Here is a 16,140-nt window from a genome sequence, read left to right on the forward strand (position 1 = left end):
AGACCGGTAGGTCAGCTGACTGTATGGAAAACATAAGCCCTTTTTGAATCTGTATGAGATGCCCTCGGCTGCGGCACCATGGCCTTGCTGTCCAAACACTTCAAGGAGAACGGCCATGAATGGCTTGACCGATGTACGTCTGCTGCTGCGCACCGAAGAATTGCTGGAAGAGCCGAGGCTGCGCCCCTGCGCCGAGCGCGCACCGGCAGACCTGGGACGTTGGGCGCTGATGCTGCATCGCCTGCGCACACGGCCAGCCTTGCTGGAACTGGACAAGGACCAATTGCGCGATATCGGCCTGGATGCGCAGCAGGCGCGTAGCGAAGGCTTGAAGCCGTTCTGGCGCGTGTAGTGGTGCCGGGTCCTGGGCAGCTGGAGCGTTCGCAGCTTTAGCCCAGTTCCTTGAACCGGTGCCAGAGCATGCCCAGCGCCAGCAGCGGCGAGCGCAGGTGACGACCACCAGGAAAGGTCATGTGCGGGACCTTGGCGAACAGGTCGAAGCCGCGGCTGGCCTGGCCACTGATGGCCTCGCCAAGCAGCTTGCCGGCCAGATGGGTAACGTTCAGGCCGTGCCCGGAGTATGCCTGGGCATAGAACACGTTGGGCTGTTCCTTGAGCCGGCCGATCTGCGGCAAACGGTTGGCGCCGATGCCGATCATGCCGCCCCACTGATAGTCGATGCGCACATCCGCCAGTTGCGGGAACACCTCGAGCATCTTGGGCCGCATGTACTGGGCGATATCCTTCGGGTCACGCCCTGAATAGTGACAGGCACCGCCGAACAGCAAGCGCCGATCGGCAGACAATCGGTAGTAGTCGACCGTCACGCGCTGGTCGCACACCGCCGTGTTGCGCGGCAGCAACTGCCGCGCCTGCTCGGCATCCAGCGGCTCGGTGGCGATGATATAGCTGCCTGCAGGCAGCACCTTGCCGCTCAGCTGTGGGTTGAGATCGTTCAGGTAGGCATTGCAGCCCAGCACCAGGTAGCGTGCCCGTACCTGGCCCTGAGCGCTGTGCACGCGCACCTGCGGGCCATACTCGATGCGTGTCACCCGCGAGTGCTCGAAAAGCTGCACACCCAGCTGCCGCGCCACCTCGGCTTCGCCCAAGGCCAGGTTCAGCGGATGCAGGTGGCCGGAGCCCATGTCGACCAGGCCGCCGTGGTAGCGATCCGAACCGACCACGCTGCGCATGTCCTGCGCTTCGACGATCTGCAACTCGTGGGCGTAGCCGAGGCTGCGCAACGCTTCGGCTTCTTCCATGAAGCCCTGCAACTGGGCTGGTTTGTTGGCCAGGTCACAGTAGCCCCAGGTCAGGTCGCACTCGATACGATGCTGGTCGATGCGCCGGCGCACGATTTCGACCGCTTCCAGCCCCATCAGGGTCAGGTCGCGCACACCGTCGTCGCCGATGACCTTGCGGAACTGCTCCAGGCCGTGGCCGACCCCACGAATCAATTGCCCGCCGTTGCGCCCACTGGCGCCCCAGCCGATCTGGTGGGCTTCGAGCAGCGCGACGCTGAGCCCGCGCTGAGCCAGCTCGATCGCGGTATTGAGCCCGGAGAAACCGCCGCCCACCACGCAGACGTCGACGCTGACCTCACCCAGCAGGGGCGGGTATACCGGCTGCCGGTGCAGGCTGGCGGCGTAGTACGAAGCGGCGTGCTCGGCGTGAGCATTCATGGATAGGGTCCTGATGGCAGTGTGTGGAAAACCTGACGCAGCATAAGCCGGGGTTTCCCATGGCGGCAACCGCGCGGCACAATGGCGCCTTGCCCACCAGGTGACCCGTCATGAGCTGCAACAGCCACAAGCTCCGCTTTCTTCGCGAGCAGATTCCCTCGTTCGAATGCGTGCCGGGCTGCCACGACTGCTGCGGTCCGGTGACCACATCGTCCGAGGAAATGGCCCGGCTGCCGCGCAAGACGGCCGCCGAGCAGGAGGCCGCGATGGCCCGCCTCGACTGTGTGCACCTGGGGCCGCAGGGATGCACGGTGTACGAGGAGCGCCCGCTGATCTGCCGGCTGTTCGGGACCACGCCGACATTGCCGTGCCCCAACGGACGGCGCCCCACCGAGCTGATCGACCCTGCCGTGGAACATCAGGTGCACAAGCTGATCGCCAGTACGCGTCAGGTGCTGGTCTGAAGCGTCTGTGGATCAGTCCGGCACCGGCAGGTTCAGGCTCTCCTTCACTTCTTCCATGACGATGTAGCTCTTGGATTCGCGCACGTGGGGCAGTTTCAGCAGGATATCGCCCAGTAGCTTGCGGTAGGACGCCATCTCCGAGATACGTGCCTTGACCAGGTAGTCGAAGTCACCCGACACCAGATGGCATTCCAGTACATGGGGCAGCTTGAGCACGGCGCGGCGAAATTCTTCGAAGGTGTCGCCCGACTTGTAGTCCAGGCTGATCTCGACGAACACCAGCAGGCTGCCGCGCAGATGCTGCGGATTGAGCCGGGCGTAATAGCCCATGATGATGCCTTCGCGCTCCAGGCGGCGGACTCGCTCGGTGCACGGTGTGGTCGACAGGCCGACCTTCTCGCCCAGTTCGGTGAACGACATGCGCCCGTCGGCCTGCAGGATGCGCAGGATGTTGCGGTCGATCTTGTCGAGTTCGCGTTTGCTCTGGTGCTGGGTACGCACAGGCGATGCCCCTCCGTTAAAGCGCTGATGGCCGAGAATTGTCGCCAAATATAGCCTTGCATACAGTGAAAAGCACTGGCTGGACCTTTTTATACTGCCCACATCTTCGGACCTAACATCTTACGTCAGCGGATTTCCGCGATGAGGGCGACACACATGCGCGTTCTGGTACTCGGTAGTGGTGTGATCGGCACCGTCAGTGCCTATTATCTGGCTCGGCAGGGCATGGATGTGACCGTGGTCGATCGCCAGCCGGCCGTCGCCATGGAAACCAGCTTCGCCAATGCCGGGCAGGTATCGCCGGGCTATGCCTCGCCCTGGGCGGCGCCGGGTGTGCCGCTCAAGGCGATCAAATGGCTGCTGGAACGCCATTCACCGCTGGCGATCAAGTTGACCGGCGATGTCGACCAGTACCTGTGGATGGCGCAGATGCTGCGCAACTGCACCGCCAGCCGCTATGCGGTGAACAAGGAGCGCATGGTGCGCCTGTCCGAGTACAGCCGCGACTGCCTCGACGAGCTGCGCGCGGAAACCGGCATCGCCTACGAAGGCCGCACCCTGGGCACCACTCAGCTGTTCCGTACCCAGGCGCAACTGGACAACGCGGCCAAGGACATCGCCGTTCTGGAGCAGTCCGGCGTGCCCTACGAATTGCTCGACCGCGAGGGCATTGCCCGCGTCGAGCCGGCCCTGGCATCGGTGACCGGCATTCTGGCTGGCGCCCTGCGCCTGCCCAACGACCAGACCGGCGATTGCCAGATGTTCACCACCCGCCTGGCGCAGATGGCCAAGGATCTGGGTGTGCAGTTCCGCTTCGGCCAGGCCATCGAGCGCCTGGATTTCGCCGGCGACCGCATCAACGGTGTCTGGATCGACGGCAAGCTGGAAACCGCCGACCGCTACGTGCTGGCACTGGGCAGCTATTCGCCGCAGTTGCTCAAGCCATTGGGCATCAAGGCGCCGGTCTACCCGCTCAAGGGCTATTCGCTGACCGTGCCGATCATCAACCCGGCGATGGCGCCGACCTCGACCATTCTCGACGAGAGCTACAAGGTCGCGATCACCCGTTTCGACAACCGTATCCGCGTGGGCGGGATGGCCGAAATCGCCGGTTTCGACCTGAGCCTGAACCCGCGTCGCCGCGAGACCCTGGAAATGATCGTCAATGACCTGTACCCGCAGGGCGGCGATCTGGCCCAGGCCAGTTTCTGGACCGGGCTGCGGCCTACCACCCCCGACGGTACGCCGATCGTCGGTGCCACGCCGTTCAAGAACCTGTTTCTCAACACCGGTCACGGCACCCTGGGCTGGACCATGGCGTGCGGCTCGGGGCGCTTGCTTGCCGACCTGATCGCGCGTAAAACGCCGCAGATCAGCGCTGCCGGTCTCGACATATCGCGCTACGGCCAGCCGCACGACACGGTTCGCCGAGGCCAGTCAGCGCCGGCGCACTCGTAAGTTTCACACCTGCTCCTCGCCCGGTTCGGTATACAACCGGGCGACTTCGTCAACTTTTGCACAAGAAGCCCGCCATGCGTCCAGCTCGCGCCTCGATCGACCTTTCGGCCCTGCGCCACAACTATCGCCTGGCGCGTGAAATGAGCGGGGCCAAGGCGCTGGCAGTGGTCAAGGCCGACGCCTACGGTCACGGTGCAGTGCGCTGCGCGCAGGCGTTGGAGGGCGAAGCGGACGGGTTCGCCGTGGCCTGCATCGAGGAAGCCCTGCAACTGCGCGCGGCTGGCATCGAGGCACCGGTGTTGCTGCTCGAAGGTTTTTTCGAAGCCAGCGAATTGCCCCTCATCACCGAGCATGGGCTGTGGTGCGTGGTGCACTCGCTGTGGCAGCTCGAAGCCATCGAGCAGGCGCGGTTGAGCCAGCCGCTGCAGGTCTGGCTCAAGCTCGACTCGGGCATGCACCGCGTGGGCCTGCACCCCAAGGATTACCAGAGCGCCTATCAGCGCCTGCTGGCCAGCGGCAAGGTGGCCAAGATCGTGCTGATGAGCCATTTCGCCCGCGCCGATGAACTGGACTGCCCCAGCAGTACCGAGCAATTGGCGGTATTCGACACGGCGCGCCAAGGCCTGTCAGCCGAAATCAGCCTGCGCAATTCCCCGGCCGTGCTTGGCTGGCCGCAGATCCCCAGCGACTGGGTGCGTCCGGGCATCATGCTTTACGGTGCCACACCGTTCGAAACCGCCACGCCTGCCAGTGCCGCTCTGCAGCCGGTGATGACCCTGCAATCCAAGGTCATCAGCGTGCGTGAACTGCCTGCCGGGGAGACCGTGGGCTACGGTGCGCGCTTCGTCACCCAGCGGCCGAGCCGAATCGGCGTGGTGGCCATGGGTTATGCCGATGGCTACCCGCGCCTGGCACCCAACGGGACGCCGGTGCTGGTCGACGGCGTACGCACCGGGTTGGCAGGGCGGGTGTCGATGGACATGCTCAATGTCGACCTGACCGATGTGCCCCATGCCGGCGTCGGCAGCACGGTCGAACTGTGGGGCAAGCAGGTGCTGGCCAGCGACGTGGCCCATGCTGCCGGGACCATCGCCTACCAGATCTTCTGCAACCTGCGCCGAGTGCCTCTGCAGTACCTCTAGCGCAATCTCTGGCGCCACGGCCGAGGCGCGTTGCGCCCATGTGCCGCGGCGGCGCCTGCCAATGTGTTGTAAATCCCGAACGCTGTTGCCATGATACCGGCCATCATGAACTGCACAGCATTCCAGGAGGCTTACGCATTGGACGTCGGCGAACGACTGCAAGCCATTCGCAAACTCAAGGGTTTGTCCCAGCGTGAACTCGCCAAACGGGCGGGCGTCACCAACAGCACCATTTCCATGATCGAGAAGAACAGCGTGAGCCCCTCGATCAGCTCGCTGCGCAAGGTGCTGGGCGGGATCCCGATGTCCATGGTCGAGTTCTTTTCCGAAGAGCTGCAAGCCGAACGGCCAACCCAGGTGGTCTACAAGGCCAGTGAGCTGATCGATATCTCCGACGGCGCGGTCACCATGAAGCTGGTGGGCAAGGCCCATCCAAGCCGGGCCATTGCCTTTCTCAGCGAGGTCTATCCACCCGGCGCCGACACGGGCATGGAAATGCTCATGCATGAGGGCGAGGAGACCGGCATCCTGGTGGAGGGGCGCCTGGAACTGGTGGTCGGCCAGGACACCTACGTGCTGGAAGAGGGCGACAGCTACTACTTCGAAAGCAGCAAGCCGCATCGCTTCCGCAATCCGTTCGATACGCCGGCACGCCTTATCAGCGCCGCCACACCGGCCAATTTCTAGGGAGCCTGGGCATGGTCCAGCGATGTTCCATCGAGGCAGCCGTGGACCAGGTGCTCGAACGACTGCCTGCCCACATTCACATGGGCATGCCGTTGGGCCTGGGCAAACCCAACCGCTTCGTCAACGCGCTGTATGCCCGGATCAAGAGCCTTCCCCAGCGACGCCTGACGATCTACACCGCACTGGTGCTGGGCCGGCCACCCTTGGGCGACGGTTTGCAGAAGCGCTTGCTCGAACCCTTCGTGGAGCGCGTTTTCGGTGATTATCCCGAGTTCGAGTTTCTCGCCGACCTGCGCCGTGACGAGCTGCCCGCAAACGTCAGCGTGCAGCAATTCTTCATGCAGCCGGGCAGTTTGTTGAGCAGCACGACGGCGCAGCAGAGCTATATCAGCAGCAACTACAGCCACGCCGCTCGCGACATCAATGCCAAGGGGCTGAACCTGGTAGCGCAACTGGTCAGCCAGCACCCCGAGCAGGCCGGTCGCCTGAGCCTGAGCTGCAATCCGGACATCACTCTGGACCTGCTGCCGATGATCGAAAAGCGTCGCGCTGCCGGCGAGACCATCCTGGTGCTGGGCCAGATCCACGAGGCATTGCCGTTCATGCCGGGCAGTGCCGAAATCGACAGCGCGGCCTTTGACCTGCTGGTCGATACCGCAGAGCGCTCGACGCTGTTCTCGACGCCGAACATGCCGGTCGGCCTGCAGGATCACTTCATCGGTCTGCACGCCAGCACCCTGGTGCGCGACGGCGGCACCCTGCAGATCGGCATCGGTGCAATGGGCGATGCGCTGAGCGCTGCCTTGCTCGCGCGCCAGGCGGACAACGGCGGCTACCGGGCGCTGCTCGCTGAGCTCGATCTGTCGCCCTGGCAGGCGCTGATCCAGGCCGAAGGTGGGGTGGAGCCTTTCGCTACCGGCCTGTACGGTTGCAGCGAGATGTTCGTCAACGGCCTGCTGGCCCTGGCCGAAGCAGGCGTGATACGCCGCAAGGTGTATCCCGACGTGGCTCGCCAGGCGGCGGCCAACGCCGGTGTGCTGCACGCCGACGAGGACCGGGACGGGGTGGTGGTGCACGGCGGTTTCTTCCTCGGGCCGAACAGTTTCTATGAGCGCTTGCGCGAGCTGCCCCCGGCCAGCCTTGCGCAGTTCGATATGACCGCGATCAGCTACATCAACGAGTTGTACGGCGACGAGCAGCTCAAGCGTCTGCAACGGCGCGATGCGCGCTTCATCAACACCGTGTTCACGGCCACGGTCATGGGTGCGGCGGTGTCGGACCAGCTCGAAGACGGTCGGGTCATCAGTGGGGTCGGCGGGCAATACAACTTCGTCGTGCAGGGGCATGCCCTGGAAGGCGCGCGTTCGGTGCTGATCCTGCGCAGTTGGCGCGAGTCGGCGGGGGTGATCAGTTCCAATGTGCTGTGGGACTACGGCCATTGCACGATTCCACGGCACCTGCGCGACATCGTCGTGACCGAGTACGGCATCGCCGACTTGCGTGGGCGTACCGATGCCGAGGTGATCGAGGCGATGATCAACATCAGCGATTCGCGCTTTCAGCCCAGCCTGATCGACGAGGCCCAGCGTGCCGGCAAGTTGAGTCGGGATTTCGTGCTCGATCCGCGCTTCGCGAACAACACCAGCGAGCGTCTGCAGGCGATTCGCGAGCGGCATGCTCCGCTGTTTCCGGAGTATCCGCTGGGGTGTGACTTCACCGATGAGGAAAAGGACCTGCTGCGGGCGCTGAACTGGCTCAAGAGCAAGTTCAAGCTCAGCGAAATGCTCGAGCTGGGCAAGGCGGCGCTCGAAGCGCCCCCGGCCAACCGCTACCCGCTGCACCTGCAGCGCATGGCGCTGGACCAGCCGCAGGGTTTGCGCGAAGAGCTTTACCAGCGTTTGGTACTGGCCGCCCTGCAGGAGACCGAAACCCCGGTGTTCTAGGCGCTACACCGCGTGGCTCCCTTCGCGGCCGATGACCGCTCCTACGCAGGCCAATGATGCTCGCCGTAGCGGTCATGGGTCGCGTCTACGCAGGCCGATGATGCTCGCCGTAGGAGCGGTCATCGGCCGCGAAGGGCTGGATGCGGTGTATCAGGTCACTCCAGGAAGGTCACGACGCCGTTGGCCAGCGACTGCACGCGCGCCAGGGACTCTACGCGATAGCCCTGTGCATCGAGCTCGGCGCGGCCGCCCTGGAAAGATTTTTCGATGACGATACCCAGCCCGGCCAGCTTGGCACCGGCCTGGTTGATGATCGAAATCAATGCCTGCGACGCCTTGCCGTTGGCCAGGAAATCATCGATCACCAGCACGGTATCGCTGCTGTTCAAGTGACGCGGCGAAATGGCCACGGTGCTTTCGGTCTGCTTGGTGAACGAATACACCGAAGCCACCAGCAGGTTTTCCGTCAACGTCAGCGACTGATGCTTGCGCGCGAAGATCACCGGCACGCCCAGGCGCAGCCCGGCCATCACCGCCGGCGCGATACCCGAGGCCTCGATGGTGACGATCTTGGTGATCCCGGCATCGGCAAAGCGGCGAGCGAACTCGTCGCCGATCTGCTGCATCAAGAGCGGATCGATCTGGTGATTGAGAAAGGCATCGACCTTCAATACCTGATCGGAAAGCACGATGCCTTCTTCGCGAATCTTTTTGTGCAGAGCTTCCACGGTGGTTCCTCGATGTACCAATGTGCGCGGGCCGGCTGTGGCCCGGGCAGGGTTGAATTCAGCGTTTGAGCATGGCGCGGATATCGGCCAATGCAGTATTGCCGCGCACGGCTTTGACTTCCGTGGGCGTATCGTCGTTGCCTTCCCAGGCCAGGTCGTCGGGCGGCAGCTCGTCGAGGAAGCGGCTGGGCGCGCAATCGATGATCTCACCGTACTGCTTGCGCTTGGCGGCAAAGGTGAACGCCAGGGTCTGTCGCGCGCGGGTGATGCCCACGTACGCCAGGCGGCGTTCTTCCTCGATGGTGTCGGCCTCGATACTGGAACGGTGCGGCAGGATTTCCTCTTCCATGCCCATGATGAACACGTAGGGAAACTCCAGCCCCTTGGAGGCGTGCAGAGTCATCATCTGCACGCCCTCGGCGCCGTCCTCTTCTTCCTGCTGACGTTCGAGCATGTCGCGCAGCACCAGCTTGCCGATCGCCTCCTCGACCGTCATGGCGCCGTCTTCGTCTTTCTCCAGGGTGTTCTTCAAGGCCTCGACCAGAAACCACACGTTGCTCATGCGGTAGTCGGCGGCCTTCTCGCTGGAGCTGTTGGTGCGCAGCCACTGCTCGTAGTCGATGTCCATGATCATGCTGCGCAGCGTGCCGATCGGGTCTTCACCGGCGCACTGCTCGCGGACCTTGTCCATGTAGCGCTTGAAGCGGCCCAGGCGATCGGTGAAGCGGGCGTCCAGATGTTCGCCCAGGCCGATCTCGTCGGTGGCCGCGTACATCGAGATCTTGCGCTCGGTGGCATAGTTGCCGAGTTTCTCCAGGGTCGTCGAGCCGATTTCCCGGCGCGGCACGTTGATTACGCGAAGAAAGGCATTGTCGTCGTCCGGGTTCACGATGAGGCGGAAGTAGGCCATCAGATCCTTCACTTCCTGACGCCCGAAGAAGCTGTTGCCGCCGCTCAGGCGATACGGAATCTGGTGGTGCTGCAACTTCAGCTCGATGAGCTTGGCCTGGTAGTTGCCCCGGTAGAGGATGGCGAAGTCACTGTAGGGCCGGTCGGTGCGCAGGTGCAGGCTGAGAATCTCGACGGCCACCCGCTCGGCCTCGGCATCTTCGTTGCGGCAGCGGATCACGCGGATTTCATCGCCGTGACCCATTTCGCTCCACAACTGTTTCTCGAACGCGTGGGGGTTGTTCGAGATGAGCACGTTGGCGCAGCGCAGGATACGGCTGGTGGAGCGATAGTTCTGCTCCAGCATGACCACCTTCAGCGACGGGTAGTCGTCCTTGAGCAGCATCAGGTTTTCCGGACGCGCGCCACGCCAGGCGTAGATCGACTGATCGTCGTCGCCGACCACGGTGAACTGGTTGCGCGTGCCGATCAACAGCTTCACCAGCAGGTACTGGCTGGCGTTGGTGTCCTGATATTCGTCCACCAGCAGGTAGCGGACCTTGTTCTGCCATTTTTCGAGAACGTCGGGGTGGTCCTGGAACAGCTTGACCGGCAGCAGGATCAGGTCGTCGAAGTCCACCGCGTTGAACGCGCGCAGCGTACGCTGGTAGTGGCTGTAGACGATGGCGGCGGTCTGCTCCTTGGGGTTGCGTGCCTGCTCCAGCGCCTGGGGCGGCAGGACCAGGTCGTTCTTCCAGGCGCCGATCATGTTCTTGATCTCGTCGACGCCGTCTTCGCCCGAGTACTCCTTCTGCATTATGTCGGTCATCAGCGCTTTCACGTCGGCTTCGTCGAAGATCGAGAAGCCTGGCTTGAAGCCCAGCCGCGCGTGTTCCTTGCGGATGACGTTGAGGCCCAGGTTGTGAAAGGTCGAAACGGTCAGGCCGCGGCCCTCGCCGCCGCGCAGCAGGCTGCCGACGCGCTCTTTCATCTCGCGCGCCGCCTTGTTGGTGAAGGTCATGGCGACGATGTACTGGGCACGAATACCGCAGTTCTGGATCAGATGGGCGATCTTGCGGGTGATCACGCTGGTCTTGCCGGAGCCTGCACCGGCGAGCACCAAAAGAGGGCCGCCGACGTAGTTCACGGCTTCTTGCTGCCGGGGGTTGAGTCGGGACATGACGGGAGTCACTGACGAAATGGCCGCGCATTTTAGCACCGCTGGTTCAACTGTGCCGCGACCGCAGATCCATTAAAATTTGCCGGTTTGCCGACTTTGCAGCAGGATGTGGTTACACGTTGACACGTACTGTGGATTGGGTCTGCCCCGAGCTGCTGGCGAGGCCGTTTTTAAGCGCTATCGAATGACTGTGAAACTGTCCCAAGGAGCTCGTTTGTCTACGCCTGTCGAACCCGCGCGGCTGTTGCTGCTGGCCCAGGATCGCACCTGGGCCACGTCGCTGCGTGAGTGTCTGGCGACCCTTGGCAATGTGGCCACATTGATCGAGGCGTCCGCCTGGGATCCTGTGGCTGCGCACTTCGACAACCAGCCCGGCACCTTGCTGCTGACCACCACCGCCCTGCTGCCGGCGCCCGGCCGTTGCGCGCTGCCGATCGTGCTGCTGCTGACCCAGGAGCCGGACGAGCCGCCGCCGGGCGCCAGCGACTGGCTGGTGCTGGGCGAACTCACCAGCGACACGCTGCGCCGCTGCCTGCGCCATGTGCGCGAGCGTGGCGTGCTGCAGGACACCCTGCAGCGCCTGGCCGAGCAGGACCCGCTGACCGGCATCGCCAACCGCCCCGGTTTCCAGACACTGCTGGCCGCGCGCCTGGCCGAGCAGGAGGGCCGTGGCGTAGCCCTGGGCCACCTGGACATGGACAACTTCCGCCATGCCAACGATGCGCTCGGGCACCAGGCCGGCGACCGGCTGATCCTGCAGGTGGTGGCGCGCCTGAAGAAGCAGCTCGAGGCGGGCGATCAGGTTGCCCGCCTGGGCAGCGACGAGTTCGCCCTGTTGCTCGACACCCGGCGTGACCCGTCACGGGCCGAGCGCCTGGCCGCCAACATCATCGAGGCCATGGCCGAGCCGTATTACGTGGACGGCGAGAGCCTGCTGATCGGCTGCAGCCTGGGCATCGCCCATGCCCGCGCCGGTGCGGGCGCCGATCCGCTGATGTGGCATGCGCACATCGCCATGCAGCAGGCCAAGAGCACCCAGGGCTGCAGCTATCATCTGTTCAACGAACGCATCAACCGTCACGCGCGCAGCCTGGCGGACCTGGAAAGCGAGCTGCGCCGCGCCCTGCGGCGTGACGAGCTGGAGCTGCACTACCAGCCGCGGCTGGACCTGAGCGGCAATACCATCGTCGGTCTCGAGGCCCTGGTGCGCTGGCGCCACCGCGAGCGTGGCGTGCTTGCCCCCGGCGAATTCGTGCCCCTGGCCGAGCAGAGTGGGCTGATCGTACCGATGGGTTACTGGGTGATCGCCCGCGCCCTGCGCGACATGCAGACCTTGCGCGATGGTGGCTTCGAACCATTGCACATGGCAATCAACCTGTCGTTCCGGCAGTTCCAGGATAGCCAGCTGCTCAGCACTCTGGGGCGCTTGATCGCCGAGCGCGGCATCGACGCCGGCTGGCTGGAATTCGAACTCACCGAAACCGCCGTGATGCGCCGCAACGACCTGGTGAAGCGGACCATGGACGCCTTGGGCTGCCTGGGCGTGCGTTTCTCCCTCGACGATTTCGGCACCGGCTTCTCCTCGTTCGTCCACCTGAGCAGCCTGCCGATCGCCTTGCTCAAGATCGACAAGAGCTTCGTCAGTGGCATGGAGCAGCGTCCGGAAAACAGCAAGTTGGTTCACGCCATGATCAACCTGGCGCACAACCTTGACCTGAAGGTCGTTGCCGAGGGCGTCGAAACCCCCGAGCAGCTGGCGTTGCTGCGTGATTTCGGCTGCGATCAGGTGCAGGGTTACCTGATCAGCCGGCCCCTGCCATTGGAGCAGCTGCAGGCATTCCTGCGATTCGGCCAGGCCCAGGCCATCAGGTCGCCAGCGCCGTAGGCCCAGCCAAGCGGCGCAGTCGGCGCATGCGCCACTCGAACGCCCAGGTCAAGGTACAGGCCGAGCACAGCAGGCCCAGCGCCAACCCCCACCACACGCCCACCGCACCCAGCTGGAAGTGGAACGCCAGGCTCCAGGCCGCTGGCGCACCGATGGCCCAATAGCAGAAAAGTCCCACCAGGAACGTGGTCTTGGCATCCTTGAGGCCGCGAATGGCGCCCATGGCGATGGTCTGGATGCCGTCGAACATCTCGAACCAGGCCGCCACCGCCAACAGGCTGATGGCCAGCTCGATGACACCGTGGAAGGCCGGATCGGCGCGGTCCAGAAAGACGCCCACCAAAGGGCCCGGTGCGAGCCAGAACAGCAGGGCGAAGCCGAGCATCACCACCGCACCGAAGCCGATGCCGACCCGTCCGGCCAGGCGCGCAGCCAGCAAGTGCCCGGCGCCGTAGTGCTGGCCGATCCGCATGGTCACCGCGTAAGACATGCCGGCAGGCACCATGAAAGCCACCGAGATGATCTGCAGGGCAATCTGGTGCGCCGCCAGCGGCGTGCTGCCCATGGTGCCGATGCACAGCGCGGCGAAGGCGAACAGGCCGACTTCCACGGCGTAGGTGCCACCGATCGGCAGCCCCAATCGCCACAACTCGCGCAAGGCCGGCAGGTTCGGCCGGGCCAGACCCTTGAGCAGCGGGTAGGGCGTGTAGGCACGGTGATAGCGGATGTACAGCGCCAGCGCGATGGCCATCAGGTTGCTGACGATCGCGGTGACCATGCCGATGCCCACCAGGCCCAATTTGGGCAAGCCGAACAGGCCCTCGATGAACGCATGGTTGAGCAGGTAGTTGGCTACCGTGGCAATGATGCTGATGACCATCACCGGCGTCGCCCGACCCAGCGCGGCGGTGAAGCCGCGCAGCGCCATGAAGCTCAGGAAGCCTGGCAGCGCGAACGGCAGCAGCAAGAGGAACTGGGTGGCGAAAGCGACGTTGGCCGGAGTCTGCCCGAGCATGGCCAGGACCGGCCCCAGGTTCCACAGCAGTACCGCCGCCACCGCCGCCATGCCCCAAGCCAGCCACAACCCGGCCTGGGTCAGGCGCGCCACGCCTTGCTGGTCGTTGGCACCCTTGCGGATCGACACCAGGGTGCCGACTGCAGCGATCACGCCGATGCAGAAAATCGAGACGAAGGAATAGCTGGCCGCCCCCAGGCCGCCGCCAGCCAGCGCCTCGGGGCTCAGGCGGGCCATCATCAGGGTGTCGGTCAGGACCATCAGCATGTGTGCCAGCTGCGAGGCGATCAGCGGCCCCGCCAGCCGAAGCAGGGCCTGAAGTTCGATACGTACGGTGGGCTGCATGATGAATCCGGCTCGGTCGGCTCAGGGGTGGGACGCAGGATTCTCAGCCTTGTGGCAGCGCAACGCAAATGTGATGTGTAACGTTCATGTCGCAGTGCGGCGCTCAAGTATTCGTTTGGATCGCCGATGTAGCAGTACCAATAAAATCAAGGATGGCAGGTGCAAGAAAGGTCTGGACCATCCCTGGCACTGCCTGCCACGTACACGTTTCCCAGGAGCTTCACATGTCTCAACCTCGCGCTCGTATCGCCACGCAGCTGGGCATTGCCCTGGCCGTGATCCTCGCGATCGTCATCACCGGCAGCACCGCCTTCGCCCTGCGTTCGCTGGACATCGCCAACCTGGCCATCCGCGAACAGCACATGGCCAGCGAGGCGCGGCTGCTGGCCGACCAGCTCAGCACCTTCCACAGCACCCTGCGCGACAGCACCCAGCGTTTGAGCGGGCTGTTCGAGAAGCGCTTCGCCGGCGGCCTGAGCGTGGACGCCAGCAGCCCGGTCACAGTGGCCAACCAGCAGACACCGAGCCTGCGCCTGGGCAGCCAGACCCTGAACAACGACTTCAAGGAAGTCGACGATTTCAAGCAGCTGACAGCGGGTGTCGCTACGGTGTTCGTGCGCAGCGGCGCCGAGTTCGTGCGTATCAGTACTTCCCTGACCAAGCAGGATGGCAGCCGCGCGATCGGTACCGCGCTCGACCATGCCCATCCCGCCTACCAGCGTTTGCTCGACGGCCAGAATTACATCGGCCGTGCGGTGTTGTTCGAACGTTCCTACATGACCCAGTACACACCGGTGCGCGACGGCTCAGGCCAAGTGATTGCGGTATTGTTCGTCGGCTTCGACTACACCGACGCGCAGAACACCCAGTTCGCCAACCTGCAGCGCTTCCGCATCGGCCAGACCGGCTCGCTGGCCTTGCTCGACGAGCAGAATCGCTGGCTGGTAGCGCCAGCCAACGTCAACGACCCGGACGCCGCCGCCAAGGCATTGGCCGACCTGGCACTGCTGGATGGCAAGGGCCGGTTGTGGAACGACGGCAAGCAGGACATCTTTTCCGAAGCGGTGACATTCCCGGGCGGGCCCTGGAGCGTCGTGGCGAGCATGCCCAAGGCAGAAATCAATGCCGTGACCTGGAGCGTGGGGACGCAACTGGCGATCGGCAGCCTGCTGGCCATGCTGATCGCCGTGGGCGCAGCCATCTGGCTGCTGCGCAGCAAGCTGCGGCCTCTGGGCGAACTGGTGCGCCAGGCCGAAGCCCTGGGCGCGGGTGACCTCGATGCACGGCTGAAGGTGTCCAGCCATGACGAAATAGGCCAGCTGGCCAGCAGCTTCAACCACATGGGCGAAGCCTTGTCGAACATGGTCGTGCACATCCGCAATGCCGCCCATGAAGTCAGTGGCCGCGCGCAAACGTTGTCGAGCCTGTCGGCGGGCGCCTACGAGGGCATGGAACACCAGTCCGGCGAGATTTCCAGCATGGCCGGCGCAGTCGAGGAATTCAGTGCGACGTCCCTGGATATCGCCGACAACATGGGCCACACCCAGCGGATGGCCCAGGACAACGCCCAGCAGACCCGCATCGGTCGAACCTCCATGGACGAGGCGTCCAATTCTCTCGAGCAGATCGCCGGCGCGCTGAACAGCACCGCAGGGGTGATCAACACGTTGGGCCAGCGCTCGCAGGAAATCGGCGGCATCGTCGGCGTGATCACCTCGATTGCCGAGCAGACCAACCTGCTGGCCCTCAACGCCGCCATCGAAGCGGCCCGTGCCGGCGAGCAGGGCCGGGGCTTTGCCGTGGTCGCCGACGAAGTGCGCAGCCTGGCCTCACGCACCCGTCAGGCCACCGATGAAATCTCCGGCATGATCAGCAGCATCCAGAAGGAAACCGCCAACGCCATCAGCACCATGGACCAAGGCAACGTGTTGATGCGCGAAGGCCTGACGCGCAACGCCAAGGTCGCCCAGGCGTTGGCGCAGATCGACGAGCAGAGCCGTTCGGCCGGGAATCAGTTCGATGCCATCAGCACCGCCACCCAGGAGCAGAGCAGCACGGCCACCATGCTCAGCAGCAACCTGCAGAGCATTGCCATGACCAACGGCGAGCAGCGCGAGGTGGTGTCCAACCTGGCCCAGACCGCCCGCGAGCTGGAAGGCCTGGCCGCGGAGCTGCGCCAGGAAGTGAACCGTTTCCGTGTAGGCGGTGCCCGCTAGCGGCAG

General features: G+C 64.3%; 13 protein-coding genes. 8 read left to right on the forward strand and 5 right to left on the reverse strand.

Going from position 1 to position 16,140, the window contains the following annotated elements:
• The first annotated feature begins 115 nt into the window (after positions 1–115).
• Positions 116–352 carry a DUF1127 domain-containing protein gene (locus tag IFT76_RS16630; protein WP_192059355.1) on the forward strand — a complete coding sequence of 79 codons (237 nt, stop codon included), beginning with the start codon at positions 116–118 and terminating at the stop codon, positions 350–352.
• A 37-nt stretch (positions 353–389) separates the two neighbouring features.
• Here the strand turns inward: IFT76_RS16630 and IFT76_RS16635 are convergent, their stop codons facing one another.
• On the reverse strand, positions 390–1,682 hold the full coding sequence (locus IFT76_RS16635) for an NAD(P)/FAD-dependent oxidoreductase (RefSeq protein ID WP_122479952.1): 1,293 nt from the start codon (positions 1,680–1,682) through the stop codon (positions 390–392).
• Positions 1,683–1,792: 110 nt separating this feature from the next.
• Here IFT76_RS16635 and IFT76_RS16640 point away from each other — a divergent pair, with 110 nt between their 5' ends.
• Positions 1,793–2,146 (forward strand): YkgJ family cysteine cluster protein, encoded by a 354-nt coding sequence (locus IFT76_RS16640; protein ID WP_122479951.1) that lies wholly within the window; start codon positions 1,793–1,795, stop codon positions 2,144–2,146.
• Positions 2,147–2,158: 12 nt separating this feature from the next.
• On the opposite strand, the gene IFT76_RS16645 is transcribed toward IFT76_RS16640, so the two are convergent.
• Entirely contained in the window at positions 2,159–2,647 is a 489-nt protein-coding gene (locus IFT76_RS16645) for an Lrp/AsnC ligand binding domain-containing protein (protein WP_043192202.1), read from the reverse strand.
• Positions 2,648–2,803: 156 nt separating this feature from the next.
• Here IFT76_RS16645 and dadA point away from each other — a divergent pair, with 156 nt between their 5' ends.
• The 4 genes from dadA to IFT76_RS16665 all read left to right on the forward strand — a co-directional run bounded on the left by dadA (position 2,804) and on the right by IFT76_RS16665 (position 7,877).
• Complete coding sequence (gene dadA, locus IFT76_RS16650) at positions 2,804–4,105, forward strand: D-amino acid dehydrogenase (protein WP_192055116.1); 1,302 nt, start codon at positions 2,804–2,806, stop codon at positions 4,103–4,105.
• Between the two features lie 74 nt (positions 4,106–4,179).
• A complete protein-coding gene (alr, locus tag IFT76_RS16655) occupies positions 4,180–5,247 on the forward strand; it encodes an alanine racemase (RefSeq protein WP_192059357.1) in 1,068 nt (355 codons plus the stop codon).
• A gap of 138 nt (positions 5,248–5,385) precedes the next feature.
• Complete coding sequence (locus IFT76_RS16660; protein ID WP_122479948.1) at positions 5,386–5,934, forward strand: cupin domain-containing protein; 549 nt, start codon at positions 5,386–5,388, stop codon at positions 5,932–5,934.
• Positions 5,935–5,945: 11 nt separating this feature from the next.
• Complete coding sequence (locus tag IFT76_RS16665) at positions 5,946–7,877, forward strand: acetyl-CoA hydrolase/transferase family protein (RefSeq protein WP_192059359.1); 1,932 nt, start codon at positions 5,946–5,948, stop codon at positions 7,875–7,877.
• Between the two features lie 155 nt (positions 7,878–8,032).
• Here the strand turns inward: IFT76_RS16665 and IFT76_RS16670 are convergent, their stop codons facing one another.
• The gene (locus tag IFT76_RS16670) at positions 8,033–8,605 is read right to left on the reverse strand and encodes a xanthine phosphoribosyltransferase (protein ID WP_122716026.1); all 573 of its coding nucleotides are present in this window, start codon (positions 8,603–8,605) and stop codon (positions 8,033–8,035) included.
• 58 nt (positions 8,606–8,663) lie between these two features.
• Entirely contained in the window at positions 8,664–10,673 is a 2,010-nt protein-coding gene (rep, locus tag IFT76_RS16675; protein WP_122479945.1) for a DNA helicase Rep, read from the reverse strand.
• Between the two features lie 214 nt (positions 10,674–10,887).
• On the opposite strand from rep, the gene IFT76_RS16680 reads away from it, so the two are divergent.
• Positions 10,888–12,558 carry a putative bifunctional diguanylate cyclase/phosphodiesterase gene (locus IFT76_RS16680; RefSeq protein WP_122479944.1) on the forward strand — a complete coding sequence of 557 codons (1,671 nt, stop codon included), beginning with the start codon at positions 10,888–10,890 and terminating at the stop codon, positions 12,556–12,558.
• Here IFT76_RS16680 and IFT76_RS16685 read toward each other — a convergent pair.
• Positions 12,539–13,918 carry a NorM family multidrug efflux MATE transporter gene (locus tag IFT76_RS16685; RefSeq protein WP_192055108.1) on the reverse strand — a complete coding sequence of 460 codons (1,380 nt, stop codon included), beginning with the start codon at positions 13,916–13,918 and terminating at the stop codon, positions 12,539–12,541. The two genes, IFT76_RS16680 and IFT76_RS16685, sit on opposite strands and share 20 nt — an antisense overlap.
• A gap of 224 nt (positions 13,919–14,142) precedes the next feature.
• On the opposite strand from IFT76_RS16685, the gene IFT76_RS16690 reads away from it, so the two are divergent.
• Positions 14,143–16,134: a methyl-accepting chemotaxis protein gene (locus IFT76_RS16690; RefSeq protein ID WP_192059360.1), complete on the forward strand. Its 1,992-nt coding sequence runs from the start codon at positions 14,143–14,145 to the stop codon at positions 16,132–16,134.
• The last annotated feature ends 6 nt before the right edge of the window (positions 16,135–16,140 follow it).

The sequence above is a fragment of the Pseudomonas sp. CFBP 13727 genome (assembly GCF_014841915.1).
Lineage (GTDB): Bacteria > Pseudomonadota > Gammaproteobacteria > Pseudomonadales > Pseudomonadaceae > Aquipseudomonas > Aquipseudomonas baltica.

What these genes read in the sequence shown, in the direction of transcription:
- rep (WP_122479945.1), bottom strand. Translation starts at nt 10,673, where the DNA reads ATGTCCCGACTCAACCCCCGGCAGCAAGAAGCCGTGAACTACGTCGGC.
- IFT76_RS16630 (WP_192059355.1), top strand. Translation starts at nt 116, where the DNA reads ATGAATGGCTTGACCGATGTACGTCTGCTGCTGCGCACCGAAGAATTG.
- IFT76_RS16640 (WP_122479951.1), top strand. Translation starts at nt 1,793, where the DNA reads ATGAGCTGCAACAGCCACAAGCTCCGCTTTCTTCGCGAGCAGATTCCC.
- IFT76_RS16665 (WP_192059359.1), top strand. Translation starts at nt 5,946, where the DNA reads ATGGTCCAGCGATGTTCCATCGAGGCAGCCGTGGACCAGGTGCTCGAA.
- IFT76_RS16635 (WP_122479952.1), bottom strand. Translation starts at nt 1,682, where the DNA reads ATGAATGCTCACGCCGAGCACGCCGCTTCGTACTACGCCGCCAGCCTG.
- alr (WP_192059357.1), top strand. Translation starts at nt 4,180, where the DNA reads ATGCGTCCAGCTCGCGCCTCGATCGACCTTTCGGCCCTGCGCCACAAC.
- IFT76_RS16690 (WP_192059360.1), top strand. Translation starts at nt 14,143, where the DNA reads ATGTCTCAACCTCGCGCTCGTATCGCCACGCAGCTGGGCATTGCCCTG.
- IFT76_RS16685 (WP_192055108.1), bottom strand. Translation starts at nt 13,918, where the DNA reads ATGCAGCCCACCGTACGTATCGAACTTCAGGCCCTGCTTCGGCTGGCG.
- dadA (WP_192055116.1), top strand. Translation starts at nt 2,804, where the DNA reads ATGCGCGTTCTGGTACTCGGTAGTGGTGTGATCGGCACCGTCAGTGCC.